The sequence below is a fragment of the Micromonospora sp. B9E7 genome, assembly GCF_039871815.1.
Taxonomy (GTDB): Bacteria; Actinomycetota; Actinomycetes; order Mycobacteriales; family Micromonosporaceae; genus Micromonospora.
In genome coordinates this window covers 116,433-132,115 of the sequence record NZ_JBDPLX010000010.1, presented here as the reverse complement: position 1 = coordinate 132,115, position 15,683 = coordinate 116,433, and the positions used below count along the sequence as shown (strand labels likewise).

Here is a 15,683-nt window from a genome sequence, read left to right as displayed (position 1 = left end):
CGCGACTTCCCAGCAGAGTAGTCCGACGGTCACAGATCGACGCAGCCAGGCGATAGTGATCTGAGAGCGGATCGACAGCGGTGCGCACAAGACTCGCTGCGGTTGTCGGTGACGACATCCGACGGGGGCGGTGCGCCCGTCCCACCCCGGTGGGGCGGGCGTACCGATGTCGGCAGAGCACGGACGACAGAAGGGGTGCCGAGCGAGTTCGCCCGGCACCCCTTCGCGTACGCGTCGGTCAGCGGCGGCCGACGGTGAGCACCGGCTTGGTGACCTCGGCGAAGAAGTCGTTGCCCTTGTCGTCGACCACGATGAAGGCGGGGAAGTCCTCCACCTCGATCTTCCAGACCGCCTCCATGCCCAGCTCCGCGTATTCGAGGACCTGGACGTGCTTGATGCAGTCCTGGGCGAGGCGGGCGGCGGGGCCGCCGATCGAGCCGAGGTAGAAACCGCCGTGCTGCTGGCAGGAGCGGGTCACCTGACCGGAGCGGTTGCCCTTGGCCAGCATCACCTGGGAGCCACCGGCGGCCTGGAACTTCTCCACGTAGGCGTCCATCCGGCCGGCGGTGGTCGGGCCGAAGGAGCCGGAAGCGTACCCCTCGGGGGTCTTCGCCGGGCCGGCGTAGTAGACCGCGTGGTCGCGCAGGTACTGCGGCATCGGCTCGCCGGCGTCCAACCGCTCTGCGATCTTGGCGTGTGCGATGTCCCGGGCCACCACGAGCGGGCCGGACAGCGACAGCCGGGTCTTCACCGGGTGCTTGGACAGTTCGGCGCGGATCTCGTCCATCGGTCGGTTGAGATCGACCCGCACGACCGTCTCGGCGTCGAGCGAGTCGTCGGTGACGTCGGGCAGGAAACGCGCCGGGTCGGTTTCGAGCCGCTCCAGCCACACGCCCGACGGGGTGATCTTGGCGACCGCCTGCCGGTCCGCCGAACAGGAGACGGCGATCGCCACCGGGCAGGACGCCCCGTGCCGGGGCAACCGGACCACCCGCACGTCGTGGCAGAAGTACCGGCCGCCGAACTGCGCGCCGATGCCGAAGTTGCGGGTCAGCTCCAGCACCTCCGCCTCCAGCTCCAGGTCACGGAAGCCGTGCGCGCTCATCGAGCCGGAGGTGGGCAGCGCGTCAAGATACTTGGCGCTGGCGTACTTCGCGGTCTTCAGCGCGTACTCGGCGGAGGTGCCGCCGATGACGATGGCCAGGTGGTACGGCGGGCAGGCGGCCGTGCCGATCAGCCGCAGCTTCTCCTCCAGGAACTGCATCATCCGCGTCGGGTTGAGCAGCGCCTTGGTCTCCTGGTAGAGGTACGACTTGTTGGCCGATCCACCGCCCTTGGCCATGAACAGGAACTTGTACGCGTCCGGATGCCCGTCCGGGTCCTCGGCGTACAGCTCCACCTGGGCCGGCAGGTTGCTGCCGGTGTTCCGCTCGTCCCACATGGTCAGCGGGGCGAGCTGCGAGTAGCGCAGGTTGAGCTTGGTGTACGCCTGGTACACGCCCCGGGAGATGGCCTCGGCGTCGGCCCCGTCGGTCAGCACGTGCCGGCCACGCTTGCCCATCACGATCGCGGTGCCGGTGTCCTGGCACATCGGCAACACCCCGCCGGCGGCGATGTTGGCGTTGCGCAGCAGGTCCAACGCGACGAACCGGTCGTTCGGCGAGGCGGCCGGGTCGTCGATGATCGCCCGGAGCTGGGCCAGGTGCGCGGGGCGCAGGAAGTGCGCGATGTCGTGCATCGCCTCGGCGGTCAGCGCGGTGAGCGCGGCCGGCTCCACGGTCAGGAACCGGCGGCCTCCCGGGCCGTGTACGACGTCCACACCCTCGTCGGTGACCAGGCGATAGTCCGTCTGATCCGGGCCGGTCGGCAGCAGAGGGGCGTACGAGAATGCGGCGGCACTGCTCATGAGCGGCAAGCCTAGGGCAGACCGGTCGATCACTCCCACCCGCCGGGCGCGTCCTGGGACGCCGCTCTCATCCGCCGGGCCCGACACGCTCCGCCGCCGGCCCGATCAGCCGGCGAGGTGCCTGCTCAGCCGTCCTTACCGCCGCCCGGGCCGGGGCAGAGTTCGCCCTTCGGCCCGCAGTCGCCGTTGTTCTGCCCGCCGGGGGCGGTACCACCCGGTCTGGGATTCCCACCGTCGCCGGGTGGGCGGGCGGGCGAGCCCCCGGCCGCGCCGAACCGGACGTACCCGATCTCCCGGCCCTCACCGACGATCATGCCCTGCGACCCGACCGCGAGGGCGTTGGCCGAGGTGCGCAGGGCGGCCAACTCCCGGCCGCTGCGTGGGTCCACCGCGACCAGCCGGGACGGCTTCTCGTCGGCGACCACCGCCGCGTACGGGGTGAGCGCGGCACCGGCCTTGCCACTGGCGGGGCGGGTCCAGAGCACCTTGTCGGTGCCCAGCTCACGGGCGACCACCGAACGCTTGTCGGCAGCCCGGAACACCGCCTGACGGTCGTCCACGGCGATCAACTTGGTGCCCGCCTCGCCGACCCAGAGCAGCCGTCCGTCGTACCCGTCGATGACCGCCTCGCGGCCGTCCGGGCCCACGCCGATCAGCACGTTCCGCGCGCCCTGCGGGTCCTCCCGCTGTACGCAGCCGGCGGAGTCGGCGGTACGCAGGTTGACCCCGGCCCGCTGCCAGGCCTCCTGCCCGGTCGCCGGGTCGCGGGCGGAGATGGCGAAGTAGCAGGCGCCGTCCTGGGATCGGGCCGCGATCCGCAGCATCCGGCCGCCCACCACGGACAGCCGCTCGTCCCGGCCGGGCTCGACGTTCTGCAACACGCGGCCGGTGGCGGTGTCGACCACGTGCACCCGTCCGTCCACCGGGAAGCCGAGCAGCGGCGGCGCGGCCTCCGCCCCGGTCACCCCGTCGTCGATCCGGGTGGCGGTGAGCCGGCGGGTGCCGCGCAGGCCCGGGTTGTCGGCGAGCAGGCCGCTGTGCACCCCGGGCAGGAAGGCCGTCCAGAGGGGTGCGGTGCCGCGCGGGTCCCACGCGCTCAGGGTGCAGTCGGTGGCATCGGTGCACCTGGCGTCGAGGAGCAGGTTGCGGTACGTCCACACGGCCACCGCGTCGTCGTCGCGTCGCCGGGTCGCCCCGGTGGTCGGGTCGAGCAGCTCGTACCCCTTGACCAGCAGTTTTCCCACGGCGACGACCGAGTCCCGGTCACCGCCGGCGACCGCCGACCAGTCCGCCTTGCGTTCCCAGAGCTGCGCGCCGGTGGCCAGGCTGCGGGCCTCGACCCGGGTGCGCTGCTCGACCACGACGGCGTCGCCGGCGATGGTCACGCTGCGCGGAGTGCCGCCGACCCGTTGCTGCCACACCACGTCGGGCTCGGAGATGGGTTCGCTGCGGTCCACCCACTCCCACAGGCCCGGGAAGGGGTTCCACACGCCGGTCGCGGCGAGGGCGACGACCACGGCGAGGCCGAGCAGCAGCCCACCGCGCACGCTCCCCTTCGCCACACCGCACACCGTAGCCACGATCGCGGATCTTCCGTACGCCCGCGCCGCCGTGTCGCCGCGCTTTCTGGGCTCGCAGGTGTTAGAGCGCCCTTCCCTCGGCCCGAACGGCGCTGCGAACCAGCGGCAGCGTGCGATAGGGGATCTGCTCGGCCAACGCGATGATCGTCGACGCGCGGGTGATGCCAGCGGACGACACGATCTGGTCGATGACCCGTTGCAGGTCGGTGTTGGAGCGGGCCACGATCCGGCAGAGCAGGTCGCTGGAGCCGGTGATGGTGTGCGCCTCCAGCACCTCGGGGATGGCGGCGAGGTGGGCGGTGACCGGGTCGTGGCCGTGCCGCTGGCTGATTTCGAGGGTGACGAAGCTGGTCACCCCGAACCCGATCGCGGCCGGTGCGATCTCGGGGCCGAAGCCCTCGATGACCCGCCGCTCCACCAGCTTGTCCAGCCGGGCCTGCACGGTGCCCCGGGCCACCCCGAGCCGCCGGGAACACTCCAACACCCCGATCCGCGGCTCCTCGGCGAGCAGTTCGATCAAGCGCACGTCGAGCGCGTCGAGCTGTACATTCTGCTCACCATTCATGGGTGAAGACCATACCGAATGCGCAACCTGACCAGCACTTCTGTCGACAGTTGCCCACCCGGTGCCGGGCCAGCGATCCTCGCCACAAGAACCGACAACGGCGGCCCACGAGGCCGGCCGGTACGCGAGGGAGCCCACCATGACCCAGGCGATCGACCGACCCCAGTCGACCGAGGACGTCGACGTCGACCGGCTCGTCGGCGCTGTCGACCACGACATCAGCCGCGACCCGTTCCCAGTCCGGGGTCTCGACCACGTGCACTTCCTGGTCGGCAACGCCAAGCAGGCCGCCCACTACTACTCCACCGCGTTCGGCATGACGTGCGTGGCGTACCGCGGCCCCGAGCAGGGCTACCGGGACCATGCCCAGTACGTGCTGACCAGCGGTTCGGCTCGCTTCGTGCTGACCGGCGCGGTGCGCCCGGACGCCGAGGGCGCCGACCACGTGGCCCGGCACAGCGACGGGATCAGCGACATCGCGCTGGAGGTCCCGGACGTGGACGCCGCGTACGCGCACGCCATCGCGCAGGGCGCCACCAGCGTCGTCGAGCCGCACGAGGTGACCGACGAGCACGGCACGGTCCGGATGGCCGCCATCGCCGCGTACGGCGACACCCGGCACACCCTGGTCGACAGGTCCCGCTACACCGGCCCGTTCCTGCCCGGCTTCGTGGCCCGTGGCCCGATCGTGGACCGCCAGCCGATGATCGCCGCCGGCATCCAACCGAAGCGCTTCTTCCAGGCCGTCGACCACGTCGTCGGCAACGTGGAGCTGGGCCGGATGGACGAGTGGGTCGAGTTCTACAAGCGGGTGATGGGCTTCTCCAACATGGCGGAGTTCGTCGGCGACGACATCGCCACCGACTACTCGGCGCTGATGAGCAAGGTCGTGGCGAACGGCACCCGCAAGGTGAAGTTCCCGCTCAACGAGCCGGCGATCGCCCGCAAGAAGTCGCAGATCGACGAGTACCTGGAGTTCTACCAGGGCCCCGGCGCCCAGCACATCGCCGTCGCCACCAACGACATCCTGGCCAGCGTCGACGCGATGCGCGCCGCCGGTCTGGAGTTCCTGGACACCCCGGACTCGTACTACGACGACCCGGAGCTGCGCGAGCGCATCGGCAAGGTCCGCGTGCCGATCGAGGAGCTGAAGGCCCGCAAGATCCTGGTCGACCGGGACGAGGACGGCTACCTGCTCCAGATCTTCACCAAGCCGGTGCAGGACCGCCCCACGGTCTTCTTCGAGCTGATCGAGCGGCACGGTTCGCTGGGCTTCGGCAAGGGCAACTTCAAGGCGCTCTTCCAGGCGATCGAGCGCGAGCAGGAAGCCCGCGGCAACCTGTAACACTTGCGAGCGTGACGCAGCCTCCGTCGTACCCGACGCCGCCGGCCGGTGGGCCTCAGCCCGCCGCCGGCGGCTTCGTGCCGCCGCCCGGACCACACCCCCAGGGGTACGCCGCGCCGCCGCAGTACGCCCCGCCCGGGTACGCCCCACCGCAGTGGTACGCCGGGCCACCCGGCCCGCCACCTCCGCCGCTGAGTCCGAGCGGTCAGCCGCTGGCCAGCTTCGCCGACCGGTTGCTGGCCTGGCTGATCGACACGGCGTTGTCGAGTGCCGTCCTGTTGGTGCTGTTCATGCCGGTCTTCTTCGTCCTCTGGTGGCGGATGTTCGCCGAGCTGAACCAGATCAACCCGGACGGCACCCTGGTGGAGCCCGATCCGGGCACCTTCTTCTTCGAGTTCTTCCTGCCGATCCTGCTGCTCCAGCTCGCGGTGCTCGTGCTGATGCTCGGGCTCTACTGGCTCTACCACGTGGAGTACCTCAAGCGCGGCGGTCAGACGCTCGGCAAGAAGGTCATGAAGCTGCGCGTGGTGCCGCTCGACCCGACCCGCACGCTGGACCGGCGGATGGCCGGCCGGCGGTGGCTGGTGCAGTACCTGGCCGGCTCGCTGGTCCCGGGGTGCAGCTACGCCGACGGGTTCTGGCAGCTCTGGGACAAGCCGTGGCAGCAGTGCCTCCACGACAAGTTCGCCGCAACCATCGTCGTTAAGGTGTCCACGTGAGCGAGCGAACCAGCAGGCAGCGAAGCGGAGCGACGGCGTGAGTGTGCAACCTGGCTGGTACGTCGACCCCGCCGACACCGAGACCCGGCGTTACTGGGACGGCGAGGGTTGGCTCGGCGCGCCCATTCCCGTCGACGCCACCCCGCCGGATGGTCCTCCGCCGGCCGAGCCGCCGCCCGCGCCGGTCACCCCCGCCGCGCCCCCGACCTCCGGCCCGACCACCCCTGGCTCCGAAACCGTCGCGCCCGGCTGGCCGCCACACCAGGGCCCACCATCGGGCTACGGCCCACAGTCGGGCTACGGCCCGCCACCGGCACAGGGTTCCGGCTACGGCCCGCCACCGGCACAGGGTCCGGGCTGGGGGCCACAGTCCGGCCCACCCGGTTGGGGTCCGCAGGGCGGTCCGCCCGGCTGGGCTCCTCCGGGCAGCCAACCCGGCTGGGTGCCGCCCGCTGGTCACCCTGGCTGGCCCGGGCGACCGCCCGAGCCGAGGCCGCACGGCCACGCGCTGGCCGGTTACGGTCGCCGGCTCGCCGCCCGGCTGATCGACTTCAGCATCATTCTCGCGCTGAACGTGCTGGTCAACGGCTGGTTCGTCTGGCGCTGGGCGCAGGAGTGGGCGCCGTACTGGCAGGAGTTCTTCCGGCGCGCCGCGCGCCGCGACACGTCCGCCGAGGGTATGCCGGTGCCCGACGAGCAGACCAGTTCGCTGCTCGTGGTGATCCTGCTGATCGCCACCGCGCTGTGGCTGGCGTACGAGGTGCCCTCGATGGCCGCCGGTGGGCAGACCTTCGGCAAGCGGGTGATGCGGATCCGAGCGGTGCCGATGGCCGCCGACCAGCCGCTGGGCTTCGGCCGGGCGCTGAGCCGGTGGAGCACGCTGGGTCTGCCGACGCTGCTCTGGTACTGCGCCGGGCTCGGCCTGGTGCTGCAATTCGTCGATGCCCTGTCCCCCCTCTGGGACCACCCCCTACGCCAGGCGCTGCACGACAAGCGCGCGCAGACGGTGGTCGTCGAAGTCCCTTACCGCCCCGGTTCCGCCCCCTCGGACGACCGCAACCAGCCCTCGGGAGACACCCCATGACCGACTCCGGACGTCACCAGCCGGCCCTGCGGCTGACCCGCGCCGACCTGGACGCGTTGCCCAACTACGTGCCGGGGCGCAGCCCCGCCGACCTGGCCCGGGAGTTGGGCCTGCCGGAGGCCATCAAGCTGGCCAGCAACGAGGTTCCGTACGGGCCGCTGCCCGGCGTGGTGGAGGCGGTCACCGAGGCGATCACGACCTCGCACCGCTACCCGGACATGGGTGTGGTCGCGCTGCGGGACGCGTTGGCCGAGCGGTACGGCGTGGACGCCGACCGGATCGCCACCGGCTGCGGGTCGGTGGCGCTGGCCGAGCACCTGGTGCGGGCCACCTGCCTGCCCGGCGACGAGGTGCTCTACTCGTGGCGGTCGTTCGAGGCGTACCCGATCATTGCGGCGACCAGCGGCGCGACCAGCGTGCGGGTGCCCAACGACGCCGGGCACGGGCACGACCTGGCGGCGATGGCCGCGGCCGTGACCGACCGGACCCGGGTGATCTTCGTCTGCAACCCGAACAACCCCACCGGCACCGCGCTACGCCGGGCGGAGTTGGACGCGTTCCTCGAAGCGGTGCCGGACGACGTGCTGGTGGTGATCGACGAGGCGTACCGGGAGTTCGTCACCGACGCGGAGGTGCCGGACGGGCTCGACTACCTGGACCGGCCCAACGTTGCGGTGCTGCGCACCCTGTCCAAGGCGTGGGGCCTCGCCGGGCTGCGGATGGGCTGGATGGTTGCCCAGCCGGTGGTGGCTGCCGCCATCCGCAAGGTGGCGACCCCGTTCTCCAGCAGCACGGCGGCCCAGGCCGGCGCGCTCGCCGCGTTGACCCAGGTTGCCGAGATGGAGCGCCGCTGCGCCCTGGTCGTCGCCGAGCGGGACCGGGTCACCGAGGCGCTGCGCAAGTTCGTGCCCGAGGTGCCGACGAGCCAGGCCAACTTCGTGTGGCTGCCGCTGGGCGAGCGGGCGGTGGCGTTCGGCAAAGCGTGCGAGGCGCGCGGTGTGATCGTGCGGCCGTTCGCCGGGGACGGCGTCCGGGTCACCATCGGCACCCCGGCCGAAAACGACGCATTCCTGGCTGCGGCCGAGGCCGCCCTGGTCTGACCGGACGAGCATGCGGTCGGTCCGGTTTCCCCTTTCCTGTCCCCGGGGACCGGACCGACCGACGTCAGGCCGCTGGCACCGACTCCTGAATCCGCAGCCGTCGGCGGTACACGTACACCACCAGAAACGTCAGCACCAGGCCCGAGGCGACCAGTCCACCGGTGAGCACCTGGCGAGAATGATCTGCACTGCTCGCCGCAGCGGGCGCCGGGCCGAAGGTCACGGCACCGGTGGCGGTGCGTTTGGTCCAGCCGCTGGCCAGAGCGAGTGTTGCTGTCCAGGGACCGTCCGGGAGCCGCCGGTCGAGCAACACGCGGACCGTGGTCCGACCGTCCAGCGGTAGTGTCCCCGCCTCGGCTTTGACCGGGCCGGCGGCGAGGCCACCCGGGCCGTCGCTGAGCCGCAGCTCACCGGCCAGGTCGAGCGCGCGGCGGCCGGTGTTGCGCACCTCGGTGATGACGAACGGCGTCCCCTCGGCATCCCGACCACCGGTGAGTGGGCCGACGTCGAAGCTCGACGGGGGCTCACCACCGGGGCCTACCGAAAGGTAGACCCGGATGCCGACCCGGCCGACACTCCGGACATTCGACCCGTCCGTCCCGGGCACCTCGGCCCAGACGACCGCGTACCGCTCGCCGGCCTCCGCGGCGGACGGCACCGTGATGGTCACCAGCGCCTCGACCTCCTCGTCGGGCGCGAGCGCCTCCTCGTTCGGAGACACGGCGATCCAGCTGCTCAGCTCGTTCTCGGTCCGCTCCGGGGCGAACTCGAATCCGTTGTCGGAGACGCTGGCGCCGGCGGCGTAGAGAGTCACCTTCCGGTGGAGCTCCGACGAGTTCCGCACCGCGACCCGGCGCTTGATCGTCGTTGCGGGCTTGACGTGGTCGACGATGTACTTGTACGCCCGGGTGTCGTCGCGCCGGTTCGCCGGCGCGTCGAGCAGCCGAATCCCCACCCCGGCCGGCAGGGCATCCGGGCTCGGCGTGACCGACGGCGGCCGCGATCCCGCCGCCGGCATGTCGGCCTCGGGCAGGGTGGGCTCGGCGAGTGCCAGCGGCCGGTACGCGGCGGGCGGCACGGATCCTGCGGCCATCGCCGGCGCCCCGGCCGCGACCAGGACGGTCACGGCCAGGGCAAGGGCGCAGGCACGATCATGCCACCGAATGGGTGATCACCCCCGAGTAGCTGCCACCCACGGCGGTCGCCGGGATGGTGATCCGGATGTCCGGAGCCCAGCTCGCCGAGTTGATGCCGGCACCCGACGTCTTCGAGAAGGCGGTTCGGGGGACGCTCAGGCTCACCGCGTCAGCCTGGGTGGGCTGTCCGGGGACGAACGTGCCGGTGCCGCTGGTGGCAGTGGCCGCACCGGACCAGTACTCCACGTTGTTGGGCGGGATGGTCTCCTCGGGGGTGCCGCCGCCCGAGACGAACGAACTGCTGGTGACCGTGACCGTCCACGTGGCGGCGAGCGCCGCCCGTTCGTCGGTGACCGTCACGGTGCCGAGTTCACCGGTGATGCTGTTACCAGCGAAGGCGGACCCGAGGTTGATGGAGGCAGGGACGGTGATGTTCAGGTCGGCGGTGGCGATGCTGAAGGTGACGATGGTGTCACCGGACGGTGCCGCCGCAGCGGGCGAGGCCAGTGCTACCACGGCGGCCGCACCGGCGGTCAGGGCAAGAAGTGGCTTCCTCATGCCGTTGACGCTAGGAGGAAGACCAGTCCGAGACCCTCCCAAAAAGGATAAATCACCTATCAAGCTACAGAGTGGGTGATTGTCCCCCGATAAGTCCCGGCGATGACGCCGGTCGGAACGGCGACGCGAATGGTCGGCACCCAGACGACCATGTTGTTGCCATTGCCGCTCGTCTTCCGGAACGCCTGTCGGGGCGCACTTAGCGACACCGCCTGGGCAGCGGTGAGCTGACCCGGCACCAGGATGCCGCCACCGGTGCTACGGACCGCCGGGCCGGACGAGTAGAAGACCTGACCGTTGGGGATGGTCCGTTGCGCGCCACCCGCGCCGGTGATGAACACCGTGGCGGAGACCGTCGCGATCCACGTGTTCGGGTTGACCGGTCCGCGGGAGTCGCGCACCTCCACCTGGCCGAGCTGGCCGGTCAGGGAACTCCCCACGAGGCCCGAGCCGAGGTTGACCGACGCCGGCACGAAGATGTCCACCCCGACGGTCCGGGCGATCGTGAAAGTCCGCGTGTCAGTCGGCGCCGCCTCGGCCGGCACCGGGAAGAGCAGGATGATGATCGAGCCCAACAGGGCTGCCAGGAGTCGCACAATGAGACTATAGATAACTTATGTCCGGTTTGTCGAGCCGCCGGATGGTCGTTGACTTGGCGGGTCAGCTCGGCCGACGGCGACGGGCCGCGAACCACCCGATGAAGATCAGCACCGCGCCCAGCGCGGCGAGCAGCAGCGCCGATCCGCCCGACCCGGTCACCGGCAACTCACCGCCGTGGCTGGGTGTGGGTTGGAGTGGTGCGGTCGGCGTTGACGTGGGTGGCTGCCGGGTCGGGGGCGGCGTCGGCGACGCTGGCAGGATCTCGAAGGTGACGCCGGTGCCCGCCGACGGCTCGGCCCGGGCGGCGCTGATTCCGCGCACCGGCGCCGGGTCGGCGGCCAGCACCGGCGGCACCGCCAACGTCAGGCTCGCGGCGGCGGCGAGCGTGCCGCCCACGATGTAGCTGGCTGCCGTCCTGGCCATGCGCCGACACCTTCCACTGGAAACCTGAACCATGAAAAACATACCCTTTCAGGACAAAGGGAATGATGGTTCGGTGTTCCCGGGTCGAAGAAGCCACCATCAGGTGGCGGCCAGGATCACCGCCTCCCCGGTGTAGTAGTAGCGCCGGTCGTCGCCGGTCGGGTCGACCGGCTTGCGGAGTCGTTCGACCGCGACGAACCCGTCCTCGGCCGTCACCGCCCCGGGCGCCCAGCCGGTCCCATCCGAGCCGACATTGAGCGCGAAGCGGGACAACTGCCTACCGGTCACCGGATCCAGCGTGACCAGATCGTTCGCCTCGGTCAACAGGTGCACCCGGCCCGGCTGCCCGGCCAGCAGCCGGGCCGCGCCCAGGTCCGCGGACCGCCACAGTTCGGCGCCCGTCCGCGCCGAGCGTCCCACCGCAACCCCATCGAGTACGACGACAGCCTGCTCACCGACCAGCACGGCGCCGGTCGCATCCAGCGCGGGGGCAGCGACCGGTGCGCCGGGGCCCAGCAACCAACCCCGGCCGCCCGCATCGCCCGGACCGGCGGTCCGCAGGGCCAGGCAGTCCGACCCACCGGTACGGCAGCCGAGCGGCGTCACCACCAACTCGTCGGAGCCACCGGGCGGTCGCCAACGCTCACGCACCGCGCCCGTCGCCGCGTCCCGGAACTCGATGGTGGCTGGCCCGGCACACCTGTCCAGGCCGATCAGCTGACCGGAGGCGGTGGTCCCGACATCGCTACGGCAGTTGCCGGGCAGGTCGACCCGCCACAGCTCCCGACCGTCGCTCAGCTCCACAGCGCGCGCCTGGACATCCCCGCTGACCACCAGCACCGTCCGGCCGTCCGGGAGATCGGCGAGTCGGAGCCCGCGCGGCTCCCAGACGGTGGCCGCCCAGGTACGGCGTGCCACCGCGGAGCTCGGGGCCGGCTTCGGACCGTCGGCTCTCCAGAGCACCCCACCGGTCCGGGCGTCGAGCGCGACGAGTTGGCCGTCGGACCAGCGGCTGACCACCGTGCTGCCGCTGGCCACGATCCCGGTCAGCTCCGCCGGCCACCGCCGGTACGACCAGTACGGGCTGGTCCGGTACCGTCCGTCGACCGGCCGGTCGGCGTAGACCTGACGGTGCGCGGCGTACACCCGCAGTCTCGCGTCCACGATCAACGGGGCGACCGGCAGTCGACCGATCACTCCGGCGGGCGGTCGAGCCGGGGCCGGATAGTCACCCCTCGCCAGCGTGCTCACCTCTGCCGGCGCGAGTACCCGGTGGACGATGACCGCGACGGTCGCGGTCGCGAGCAGCGCCGCGACCACCATCACGAGCCGTCGCCGGCCCCTCGGGAACCCCATGCCGCACCTCCGCCCGGCACCCTACCCAGCGGAACCGGCCGCACCCCGCTCAGGTCACGGCGACGATGGCCGCGCCCAGGGCGGCCAGGAGCGGTCGGCGCTAAGTGCGACTTGGAGCGGTCGGCGCTCAGTGCGACCTTGAGCGGTCAGCATTCAGGGCGGCCTGGACCGGGTCGGCGCTCAGGCGGCTTCGAGCGAGCCGATGACGCCGGCCGCCGCGGCCAGATCGGCGAGATCACGCCGGAGCGCCACCTCGACCGCCCGCGCGGCGAGGCCGCCGAGCAACAGAGCCACCACCCGACCGTACGGGTCGATCGGCACCGCCTCCTGGGTGACGGTGATCGCCGTGCAACTCCGGCGGCGACGCCGAACCGGGCGCAGGCTCCAGGTGATCCGATAGTCGACGCCGGCACCGGAGGAACAGAGCACCAGCCGCTGCGGAGCGAGTGACTCCACCACCAGGAACTCCTCGCTCAGCGTGCCACCGCCCGGCTGGGCGCGCTCCTCACGCCAGGAGGTGCCCGGACCGAACGGCCCCGGGGTGAGCACCTTGATCGGGCCGGCTGCGGTCAATCGGGCCGCACGACCCGGCAGGTCGGTCAGCAGACGCCAGACATCGGCAGCGTGCGCCTCGATGATTCCGGTAACCGCCACCGTCGACATGCCGCCCTCCCGTGTCCCCGACGGTACGCGGAGTGAGGGCCGGACGGGGCCCCCGGGACGGAATTCCCACCACCCGGAGGCCACTCTGTCCGATTGGACGGTTGCTCGGCACCGGGCGTCGTCGACCGGTGCCGAGGCTTTCGCTATCAGCGTTCGAAGCGACCGGCCCGAATCGCGCCGATGAAGGCTGTCCACCCCGGCGGGCTGACCGCGAGTGTGGGGCCGGCCTGGTCCTTGGAGTCGCGGACCGCGACCAGACCGTGGACATCGACCAGGTTGTCCGCCACTTCCACGCAGAGCCCCTGGTCGTTGGAACGGCTACTGGTACGCCAGATCGCGCCCGCAAGATCGTGCATCGTCGTTACCTCCGTGTGCGATGGACGCCCCACCGCTCACAGTCGGGCGAACGCCCGGCCCGGATTGCGCGGCGAGGCAACGGGATCCGGACGATCAACGGGTCAACCAGGGCCGGTTATCGCACCGGCTGTGCGATAACCGGTTCCGCGCACGAGACGGATGGAATGCGCCCGCTCAGTTGGCCGGACGAACCGTGCCGGTGACCTCGCCGAGGGCGATGGTGGTGCCGCCCGGGCCGGGCGCGGTGGCGGTGATGGTCACCGTGTCGCCGTCGGCCAGGAAGGTTCGGGTCTCGTCGCCCACCTTGACCGGCTCTGCGCCGCCCCAGGTCAGCTCCAGGAACGAGCCGACCTGCGACCGGTCCGGGCCGGAGACGGTGCCGGACGCGTACAGGTCGCCGGTGCGCAGCGAAGCGCCGTTGACGGTGAGGTGCGCCAACTGCTGCGCCGGAGTCCAGTACATGGTGGCGAACGGCGGCTCGCTGACCTGTTCGCCGTTCCACTCGACCACGAGTCGAAGGTCCAGGCCCAGGTGTGGCACGTCACGCAGGTAGTCGACCACCGGCGGGTCCTGGTCGGGGGCGGGCACAAAGGCGTCGCCGAGCGCGTCGAGCGGCGTCACCCAGGCCGACACCGAGGTGGCGAACGACTTGCCGAGGAACGGCCCGAGCGGCTGGTACTCCCAGGCCTGGATGTCCCGAGCCGACCAGTCGTTGACCAGCACCACACCGAAGACGTGGTCGGCGAAGTCGTCGACCGCGACCCGCTGCCCCAACGGGCTGGGTACGCCCACCACGAAGCCCACCTCGGCCTCGATGTCGAGGCGTACCGAGGGGCCCGTGACCGGACCGTCGGCGGAGGGGCGCTGCCCGTTCGGTCGGATCACCGGCGTGCCGGAGACGACCACCGTGCCGGCCCGTCCGTGGTAGCCGATCGGCAGGTGCTTCCAGTTCGGCAGCAGCGGTGGCTGACCGGGGCGGAAGATCTGCCCGACGTTCGAGGCGTGGTGCTCGGACGAGTAGAAGTCGACGTAGTCGGCCACCTCGATCGGGAGCAGCAGCTCCACGTCCTCCAGGGGCACCAGCAGCGGCTCCACCGCGGCCCGGTGCGCCGGGTCGGTCAGCAGCTCGGTGATTCGCTGCCGTGCCGCCGTCCACTGCGGACGGCCGAGCGCCATGAAGTCGTTGAGGGTGGGCCGGCACAACGCACCGGCGGCCAGCACCAGGTCGGCGGCCTCCGCCGCGGCCAGGTCGAACACCCACGAGCCGATCCGTACGCCGATCCGTGGCTGCCCCCCGTCGGTCCGGAACACCCCGTACGGCAGGTTCGTCACCCCGTACGGCGAACCGTCGGCACCGGTCACCCAGGTCATGCGTCGTAGCCCCCGTTCACCAGCCCAAGCCGGATCAGATCGGTAAGTGGTTCCAGGATGCTGCACGAGCCGAAGCCGACCCACAGTGGGCGTGCCGCGTCCAGCCGCCCGCTCGCGCGCTCCAGCAGGGGACGCGGGTCGACCACGGTCAGCAGTTCGGCGACCGTCTCCATCCGGTCGCCGCCGGCGGCGGCCAGGGCGGCGGCCAGCACGTTGGCGTAGCCGTGGTGGGTGAAGCCGGTCTCCGGGTCCAGGTGCCGGATCGCCTGGTGCAGCCCTGCGGTGAGCTTGAACGGCAGGTCCCGGTCGCGGCAGGCGCAGATCACGGCGGCCAGCTCGGTCGGGGTGGGGAAGAGTTCGGCGGCCAGGCCGCCGGTGCGGAACTTGGCGGCGATCGGCACCCCGTCGGCGCGGGCGGCGGCGAGCGCGTCCAGCGCGCCCATCAGGCCGAAGGTGAGCGGCAGCTCGGCGTAGACGGCCTCGACGCCCGGCATCGCATCGGTGAGCCGCAGCAGTTCGGCGATGCCGGGCAGCGGGTCCTCGCCGCGCTTGGCGACCGCCACCTCGACCTGTCGGGCGGTCACACCGTCGGGCGGCAGGAACGACAGCGCGAACGGCAGGCGGGCGATGCCGGTGTCACCGATCAACCCGATCACCAGACCCTCGCCCGGGTCGACGAGACCGCTCAGCTCCCCCGCCGCGACGGTCGAGGCGGGGACGAGCAGCGGGCCGACCAGGTCGGCGTACCAGGCGGTGCGGTGCCGACGGTGAGCGGCGAGCGCGTCGGGGAGCGTGGCGCTGCCCGGCGGGAAGACGGCGGCATCGTCCACCAGGCCGTCGAGGAGTGCGGGCACCTGCGTTGACACGGAACAAGAATGTACGGGACGCTACGAGGAACGGACAACAGTGTCCGATTATCG

Annotated in this window: 16 protein-coding genes; 4 read left to right on the top strand and 12 right to left on the bottom strand. The window is 71.6% G+C overall.

The window, feature by feature from the left end; translation table 11 throughout:
* Positions 1-238: 238 nt before the first annotated feature.
* The 3 genes from ABGB10_RS18420 to ABGB10_RS18410 form a co-directional block, all read right to left on the bottom strand.
* Entirely contained in the window at positions 239-1,906 is a 1,668-nt protein-coding gene (locus ABGB10_RS18420) for a fumarate hydratase (protein WP_347662067.1), read from the bottom strand.
* 125 nt (positions 1,907-2,031) lie between these two features.
* Complete coding sequence (locus tag ABGB10_RS18415; RefSeq protein ID WP_347662066.1) at positions 2,032-3,468, bottom strand: PQQ-binding-like beta-propeller repeat protein; 1,437 nt, start codon at positions 3,466-3,468, stop codon at positions 2,032-2,034.
* A 79-nt stretch (positions 3,469-3,547) separates the two neighbouring features.
* Complete coding sequence (locus ABGB10_RS18410) at positions 3,548-4,051, bottom strand: Lrp/AsnC family transcriptional regulator (protein ID WP_210817712.1); 504 nt, start codon at positions 4,049-4,051, stop codon at positions 3,548-3,550.
* Between the two features lie 139 nt (positions 4,052-4,190).
* On the opposite strand from ABGB10_RS18410, the gene hppD reads away from it, so the two are divergent.
* The 4 genes from hppD to hisC are packed head-to-tail and all read left to right on the top strand — an operon-like array spanning position 4,191 to position 8,299.
* Positions 4,191-5,396: a 4-hydroxyphenylpyruvate dioxygenase gene (hppD, locus tag ABGB10_RS18405; RefSeq protein WP_347662065.1), complete on the top strand. Its 1,206-nt coding sequence runs from the start codon at positions 4,191-4,193 to the stop codon at positions 5,394-5,396.
* An 11-nt stretch (positions 5,397-5,407) separates the two neighbouring features.
* Positions 5,408-6,115, top strand: coding sequence for an RDD family protein (locus ABGB10_RS18400; protein WP_347662064.1), 708 nt, complete (start codon positions 5,408-5,410; stop codon positions 6,113-6,115).
* Between the two features lie 37 nt (positions 6,116-6,152).
* On the top strand, positions 6,153-7,199 hold the full coding sequence (locus ABGB10_RS18395) for an RDD family protein (protein ID WP_347662063.1): 1,047 nt from the start codon (positions 6,153-6,155) through the stop codon (positions 7,197-7,199).
* The gene (hisC, locus tag ABGB10_RS18390; RefSeq protein WP_347662062.1) at positions 7,196-8,299 is read left to right on the top strand and encodes a histidinol-phosphate transaminase; all 1,104 of its coding nucleotides are present in this window, start codon (positions 7,196-7,198) and stop codon (positions 8,297-8,299) included. The genes ABGB10_RS18395 and hisC overlap by 4 nt, the downstream gene beginning before the upstream one ends.
* Before the next feature lie 64 nt (positions 8,300-8,363).
* Here the strand turns inward: hisC and ABGB10_RS18385 are convergent, their stop codons facing one another.
* The 9 genes from ABGB10_RS18385 to ABGB10_RS18345 form a co-directional block, all read right to left on the bottom strand.
* Positions 8,364-9,392 (bottom strand): hypothetical protein, encoded by a 1,029-nt coding sequence (locus ABGB10_RS18385; RefSeq protein ID WP_347662061.1) that lies wholly within the window; start codon positions 9,390-9,392, stop codon positions 8,364-8,366.
* Between the two features lie 58 nt (positions 9,393-9,450).
* Positions 9,451-9,993, bottom strand: coding sequence for a hypothetical protein (locus ABGB10_RS18380; RefSeq protein WP_347662060.1), 543 nt, complete (start codon positions 9,991-9,993; stop codon positions 9,451-9,453).
* A gap of 59 nt (positions 9,994-10,052) precedes the next feature.
* Positions 10,053-10,589, bottom strand: coding sequence for a hypothetical protein (locus ABGB10_RS18375; protein WP_347662059.1), 537 nt, complete (start codon positions 10,587-10,589; stop codon positions 10,053-10,055).
* A gap of 64 nt (positions 10,590-10,653) precedes the next feature.
* On the bottom strand, positions 10,654-11,016 hold the full coding sequence (locus ABGB10_RS18370; RefSeq protein ID WP_347662058.1) for an LPXTG cell wall anchor domain-containing protein: 363 nt from the start codon (positions 11,014-11,016) through the stop codon (positions 10,654-10,656).
* Positions 11,017-11,115: 99 nt separating this feature from the next.
* Positions 11,116-12,372: a PQQ-binding-like beta-propeller repeat protein gene (locus ABGB10_RS18365; protein ID WP_347662057.1), complete on the bottom strand. Its 1,257-nt coding sequence runs from the start codon at positions 12,370-12,372 to the stop codon at positions 11,116-11,118.
* A 180-nt stretch (positions 12,373-12,552) separates the two neighbouring features.
* The gene (locus tag ABGB10_RS18360) at positions 12,553-13,035 is read right to left on the bottom strand and encodes an SRPBCC family protein (RefSeq protein WP_347662056.1); all 483 of its coding nucleotides are present in this window, start codon (positions 13,033-13,035) and stop codon (positions 12,553-12,555) included.
* A 146-nt stretch (positions 13,036-13,181) separates the two neighbouring features.
* Entirely contained in the window at positions 13,182-13,391 is a 210-nt protein-coding gene (locus tag ABGB10_RS18355) for a DUF397 domain-containing protein (RefSeq protein ID WP_088987326.1), read from the bottom strand.
* Positions 13,392-13,566: 175 nt separating this feature from the next.
* Positions 13,567-14,763 carry a fumarylacetoacetase gene (gene fahA, locus ABGB10_RS18350; RefSeq protein ID WP_347662055.1) on the bottom strand — a complete coding sequence of 399 codons (1,197 nt, stop codon included), beginning with the start codon at positions 14,761-14,763 and terminating at the stop codon, positions 13,567-13,569.
* Positions 14,760-15,629 (bottom strand): hypothetical protein, encoded by an 870-nt coding sequence (locus ABGB10_RS18345; RefSeq protein ID WP_347662054.1) that lies wholly within the window; start codon positions 15,627-15,629, stop codon positions 14,760-14,762. The genes fahA and ABGB10_RS18345 overlap by 4 nt, the downstream gene beginning before the upstream one ends.
* Between the last annotated feature and the right edge of the window lie 54 nt (positions 15,630-15,683).